The sequence below is a fragment of the Microcoleus sp. B4-C1 genome (genome assembly GCF_036705285.1).
Classification (GTDB): Bacteria; Cyanobacteriota; Cyanobacteriia; order Cyanobacteriales; family Microcoleaceae; genus Microcoleus.
The window spans coordinates 59,222-65,221 of record NZ_JAUBUC010000037.1; the positions used below are offsets into that span (position 1 = coordinate 59,222).

Below are 6,000 nucleotides of genomic sequence, written 5' to 3' on the forward strand. Positions count from 1 at the left end.
GGTTGGGTAAGGTGGGTTTTGCCTGTAAAATAGCATCCTGTAGGGGGGGTTTTACGAATAATATTTAATGACGGCAAACCATCTATATAAACCCGCCCCCACACTAATAACCCAGATCAACCTTTCTTTCGCTCGAAGCATAAAAATGTAAATTGCGATTTATCGCCTTGTGGGGGCGGGTTTATGAGATTATTGATTTTAGGCAAATATTGTTGGTAAAACCCGCCCCTACAGATTAATGATTAATGGTGGATGATTCGGATTAATTGCGGTGATTGTTGCTGTACCGAATTCTGGCTCCTGCCCAGTGAAGTTTTTCCCTCAAAGTGTTGAAATAAGAATAGTTTTCCCGCAAAATGATAAACTTGGCTTCGCAGTCCGCCCTCCGCACGTCTACGCGGTGTCCTGGCCAAATTGCAGTACCTAAAACCCCGTCAGTCCAAAGTTTGGTACTGAGTTCGTAATCTGCTAAAGGCCAAATGCTGACGACTGAACCGGGCGGCAGGACGATCGCCCGACTGGATAAACTCAAAGGGCAAATTGGAGTAACGGCGATCGCCTCCATTCCTGAGTGCATTATCGGCCCGTTGGCAGATGCAGTGTAGCAAGTCGAACCGGTGGGAGTTGCCACAATTAAACCGTCGCCTTGATATTGATCGACTACTTCGCCGTCAACTTCCATTTCTAGAATACAGCTCGGCATTCGATCGGCTGAAGCAGGTTTGACACACATTTCATTTAGTGCCAAAAATCGATCGCTTTGGGGTTCGAGATTGGTTCTGTTTCCCTCAAAAACTGTTGCCTGCAACATCATCCGCGTCTGCACAGCATACCTGTCTTCCGCAAGTCTGTCCCAAATCTCCTCAGTCTTTTGGAAATCCTCAAAAGACTCGGTTAAAAAACCCAGATGTCCCCCCACATTCGCTGCCAAAATCGGGATGCCGTCAGCCGCCAAATTCCGCGCTGCAGCTAGGGCCGTACCGTCGCCCCCCAGAACTACCGCTAAATCAATTGGGGTATTACTAGAAGCTAAAAACACCGGATACGGGTTATCTTTCGGGCCACTGGGCCCCATTAAAACCTGACACCCGCGACTTTCTAATTGGCGGGCACATTGTTCTGCCCACCTCTGGCTGAGGGTATCTCTGGCTTTGTGGGCGATAATTACTTGTTTTAGTTGCACAACCTATCGATTTTAGATTTTAGATTTTAGATTTTAGATTTTTTGATTTTAGACTGAATTGCCGCGACCGGGACGATCGCACTGCACATCGATTTGAGATTTGAGATTTGGGATTTTAGATGATTAGATTTTAAACTGAAGTGTCGCGACCGGGACGATCGCAGTGCACATCGATTTGAGATTTGAGATTTGGGATTTTAGATGATTAGATTTTAAACTGAAGTGTCGCGACCGAGACGATCGCACTGTAGTCTGAAAAATATTATTCCGATGGCACAGGGCATCTCCCGTCGGAGACTCTCCCTCTGGTTTATAGCAATTCCAAAAAGTAATCCAATTTTTTGAAAGATCCAAACCCTTATCTCATCTGTCATTTCCAATACTTTAATCTAAAATCAAAATCTGTCATTCCCAATTCTTGAATCTAAAATCTAAAATCTAAAATCTAAAATCGTATTACCCGTCGCTGCGCCTGGATTTGGGCCGTGGCCAGATAATGCTGGAATCGGCCGCGAGTAGGCTAGAAACTGCGCTGGCCCCAAAGCGGTTGAGGTGACTGGGGTCAACAAAATAGTCATTGCGGCCAGGCCACCGCTGCGACAAGTCGCGGAAAGCGAAGCCTTTTTGCCGGGAGAGTTGCTGCATTCGCTGCCGAAACTGCTGTTCTGCCCGCAGGCGAGTTCCGTCTAAGTAGTCGTCGGTGAGGGGCAAATTGACGAAAATCAGGGGAATTTTGCGAGCTTTGGTAAATGCTACAACTGAATTAAAGGCTGCTGCTTGTTTGCCTCCGAGGTAGAAGTTTGCGTAGTCGCGATCGTACTGGCCTGAAACGTAAGCGCGTTGTCGATAATAAGTGTTGGGATTGTACTTGCCCGACATAGCCATGAATCCGTTGGAGTCGATCGAATCTGCCAATTGGTTGAGTTGTCTGATGGCTACTGTTGTGCGTCGCGAGACTGGAATCAATTCTGCTTTTTGGGTTGCTGCATCTGCTGCGATCGGTTTTAACTCATATTTTGCAGCATTTGAGGCAACGGGCAAGATGGCCGTTCCACTAGAGAGGGATTTGATTGGGGGGAGTAGGGGTTGGGTGTCAGCAACGGGCAAGATGGCCGTTCCACTAGAGAGGGATTTGATTGGGGGGAGTAGGGGTTGGGCATCTTGCGCGCCCCTGAAAGGTTGATCTACAGAGGTAAATGCTTTGCGGAAATTGTTGTTAGCGCAGGGCTGCGGGAATCTGTAACACGCCGGAATCTCGTTGGGTTCATCGGATGGCAGTTCGGGGCGAATGCCTGCTGCTAAAAGTTGGCTGCCTTCAGAATCGACGATCGAATTAAAAGTGCGATCGTCCCGGCCGCTGTTAAATGCCCGCACGCCGTCTGCCCAGATAATCATTTGAGGCAAATGACCGGGCTTCAAAAGTCGCCGCAGTTGAAAGTCAACTACTTGTGCAGTTGCGCCGTTGACTGAAAAGTTAAATACTTTTAAGCCCCGCCGGCCTCTTTGGGCCAAAGATTGTTTTAGCTGTTTGGGATCGACGCCCTGCAATGCGCGGGAACTGCCGACAATCAAAACATCTGGTGGGCCGACTGTGGCAACGTAGGATAGGTAAAGTTGGAGTTGTTCGTTGAGTAAATCGCTGCTGAAGCTGACTGTACTGGCTTGCGCTCTGGTTGCGCTCGCTTGCTGCTGGGAATAAACCAGGTTTCTCATGTACTCGATTACTTTTTTCTCAGCAAACGCCCGTCTGGGACTGCCGGGGGGAACGGCTTGCATCCAGGCGACGGCCTGCACCCACAGGGCGGCTACTTCGTCCCAGTCTTGTTTTGAATTGGCTGATTGAGCCAAATTAGAAGCTTGGGTGGCAAAGTTAATTGACTCCGTGAAGGCGTCGTTTTGCGGGCAAGAGGGAAGGCTGAGGGATTTTCTGGTTTTGTTGGGGTTTTGAGCTAACACAGACGTGGGGGACTGCGCTAGGACGGCGGATTCGATCGAACCCGATGGCGCTGCGGTGTTGAGTGGCTTCGTTGACGAACATCCGACTGTTACCGCGAACACCGCGGCAGCGGCGCAGGTACGTTTGAGGATGCTGGTGCTGAGGCTAGCAATGTAGCGGCGAATCATAAAGCTTTCAGCGATCGCGAAATATTACTAAATATTACTCATTATTCGGCGGATCGAGCAATTAGCTCAAACAGATGTTTTAACCATTCAATAAAAATTAAGGTGATCGGGCCATCGCAGCTAAGCACCTGCGCTGTTATTGCTTGTCCCATCGGCATTGCAGGCGTTTTCTGCCATGCCAGCCAAGTGTGGATTAGCGCTTTGGGATGATGAATTAAAGTGTAGCGGTTAAGTCCGGCTTGTTCGAGCTCTTGTAAAATTGCTTCGGCTTTCGGATGCAGGGTGTCGCCAGGGGGGATGAGATAGGCGACAAAATCTTCTAACATTCCAGGAAGTTGATTGTTTGGCATCAACCAAACTCCGACGCGAGGCAAGTATGGATCTGAAGGTGTGCAAACCCAGCCTTCGGGAGGGGGAGAATGGGGGATGTCTCGATAGCCGATCGAACTCAGTTTATCTTTAAGAGATTGCCACCGCCCACTTAAATTGCGATCGGCATCTACCACAATTCCCAACGTGCGTAAATTCTCTGCTTTCAATCTTTCTGGCAAGCCATTTAGCAGCGCTTCAACTCCTTCTGTACCTTCTTCTTGCGGTACTTCGACGGAAAATGTTTCTGGCAGTTGATATTGCTGGCACAAAGCCCAGATTACGTGTCGGTCATTCTTACCTTCTACTAATAACTGTTGAGGTTTTGATTGAGGAGGTTTTCGTGCTTTTGGCATCAGCGCACCTCGATACTTTGGCGCACTGCAACGGACAATTCATCGGGAGTGTATTCAACTGCACGAATATCCTCACCGCGCCGGCTCAAGCGAAATAATTTGCCAACAGAACTATCTTCTGACTGTTCTAAGGCTTCTTGAAATGCGGCTATACAATCCCAACTGTGGGTAGTTGCAAAGACTTGAACGTTCAATCGCTGTGCTGTTTCAAATATCAATCGCCACATATCAGTTTGGGTTTGATAGTAAAGACCTGTATCAATTTCATCAACCAACAAAAACCCATTCTCTGATGAGACGGCTGCCATTGCTATACTAAGAATTCGTCGCATACCCTCTCCCATACTGCCTAGAGGAACTGGGTGAGGCTGTCCCCGAAGTTTAAGCAAAATACCACTATTAGAAGTCTGGCGACTGGTGAAACTAATCCGTTCCACATCCGGCTCCAGAATTTGCAATGCTTCTACTACACTTTGTTCTTTCGGTGTGAGTGTTATTCTATCCCACAGTAGAGACAGTTGCTGAAAGCTTCTATTAGTGGTTGTCAGAAAATAATTTTGATTGCTGCTCCTTGTAGGAACAACTAACTGAGATGTGTTGCCCAACTCCAAGTAACGCCAATCGCCAGTTCTATCACTACGGATAGGAATTCTTATTGGGGTATACTGTCCGTAGGAAACAACTAGCTCAGCGACTAACTCTCCACTTGGAACTAAATCTTCAAATCCTGGAAGTGTAAGTTGTTGGAGAATACGATTAGGCTGAATCTTCAATGAAAGCAGATGCTCTTTTGTAGAGCAGATATCAATAGCCCGATCGAAGTTATTAAGTTGATGACCGTAAAAAATATGTAAAATATGATAATAATAACGCCGAGAAACGACTTCGCCATTTCTTTGTCTAGAACGCTCTAATGTTATTTCACCTCTGCTATTTAGCACCTCAAACAGAAACGGAATATTTCCTTCGTTAACTAATAAATAAATGGCTTCCAAAAAAGTAGTTTTACCGCTATTGTTCTGACCGACTATCAGATTAACCCTAGCTAGCTCGTCGATATGAAAATCTTTAAAACAGCGATAATTTTGGATGGTGAGATCGCGCAACATGGATTCCTCGCATATTAACTATATTCTATCATTTCTCCGTTCAGACTAGAAACCAGTATGGGATTCGATGACGGCTTCGGCTTGCAGGGCGATCGACCTCAATTTATCCAATGTATCCTGGTTCGCACTCTGCCACAACCCCCGCTGACGAGCTTCTAGCAATCTTTCCGCCATATCTCGCAGTGCCCAAGGATTGTTTTCTTGAATAAATGTCTGCACTTTCTCATCAAAAATGTAAGCCTCTGCGATTCCTTCATACATAAAATCCTCTACACAATTTGCCGTAGCATCGTAAGCAAACAAAAAATCAACAGTTGCTGCAATTTCAAACGCACCTTTATAACCGTGTCGCATCGCACCTTCTATCCATTTGGGATTCACAGCCCTGCTGCGATAAACCCGCGCAATTTCTTCCCGCAGTTGCCGCACTTTCGGATTCTCAGGAATCGAGTTGTCTCCGAAATAAGTTTCAGGATTTTTGCCTTGCAAATTGCGGATTGCGGCCGTCATTCCCCCTTGGAATTGATAATAATCATCCGAGTCGAGGATGTCGTGTTCGCGGTTGTCTTGGTTTTGCAGAACTATTTGCATTTGGCCGAGGCGTTTTTCAAATGCTTCGGGTGCAGAACATCCCCATTCACCCCCCCTAACCCCCCCTTGTAAAGGGGGGGGACAAGAGTTGGATTTGGCCTCAGAACTTAATTCACCCCCCCTAGCCCCCCCTTGTAAAGGGGGGGGACAAGAGTTGGATTTGGCCTCAGAACTTAATTCACCCCCCCTAGCCCCCCCTTGTAAAGGGGGGGGACAAGAGTTGGATTTGGCCTCAGAACTTAATTCACCCCCCCTAGCCCCCCCTTGT

At 47.4% G+C, this 6,000-nt stretch carries 5 protein-coding genes; all 5 read right to left on the reverse strand.

Going from position 1 to position 6,000, the window contains the following annotated elements; all coding sequences use genetic code 11:
- Positions 1-262 precede the first annotated feature (262 nt).
- The gene (locus QUB26_RS16530; RefSeq protein ID WP_333053588.1) at positions 263-1,183 is read right to left on the reverse strand and encodes an NAD(+) kinase; all 921 of its coding nucleotides are present in this window, start codon (positions 1,181-1,183) and stop codon (positions 263-265) included.
- Positions 1,184-1,639: 456 nt separating this feature from the next.
- Positions 1,640-3,307 carry a hypothetical protein gene (locus tag QUB26_RS16535; protein WP_333241664.1) on the reverse strand — a complete coding sequence of 556 codons (1,668 nt, stop codon included), beginning with the start codon at positions 3,305-3,307 and terminating at the stop codon, positions 1,640-1,642.
- Positions 3,308-3,348: 41 nt separating this feature from the next.
- Complete coding sequence (locus QUB26_RS16540) at positions 3,349-4,032, reverse strand: DUF3226 domain-containing protein (protein WP_333241662.1); 684 nt, start codon at positions 4,030-4,032, stop codon at positions 3,349-3,351.
- Positions 4,032-5,141: an AAA family ATPase gene (locus QUB26_RS16545; RefSeq protein WP_333241660.1), complete on the reverse strand. Its 1,110-nt coding sequence runs from the start codon at positions 5,139-5,141 to the stop codon at positions 4,032-4,034. The genes QUB26_RS16540 and QUB26_RS16545 overlap by 1 nt, the downstream gene beginning before the upstream one ends.
- A gap of 45 nt (positions 5,142-5,186) precedes the next feature.
- On the reverse strand, positions 5,187-6,000 hold an 814-nt coding region (locus tag QUB26_RS16550), incomplete at its 5' end, for a cobaltochelatase subunit CobN (protein ID WP_333318878.1).

Bases quoted from the DNA above. Each gene is read 5' to 3' on its own strand.
- QUB26_RS16545 (WP_333241660.1), bottom strand. From the start codon at position 5,141: ATGTTGCGCGATCTCACCATCCAAAATTATCGCTGTTTTAAAGATTTT.
- QUB26_RS16540 (WP_333241662.1), bottom strand. From the start codon at position 4,032: ATGCCAAAAGCACGAAAACCTCCTCAATCAAAACCTCAACAGTTATTA.
- QUB26_RS16535 (WP_333241664.1), bottom strand. From the start codon at position 3,307: ATGATTCGCCGCTACATTGCTAGCCTCAGCACCAGCATCCTCAAACGT.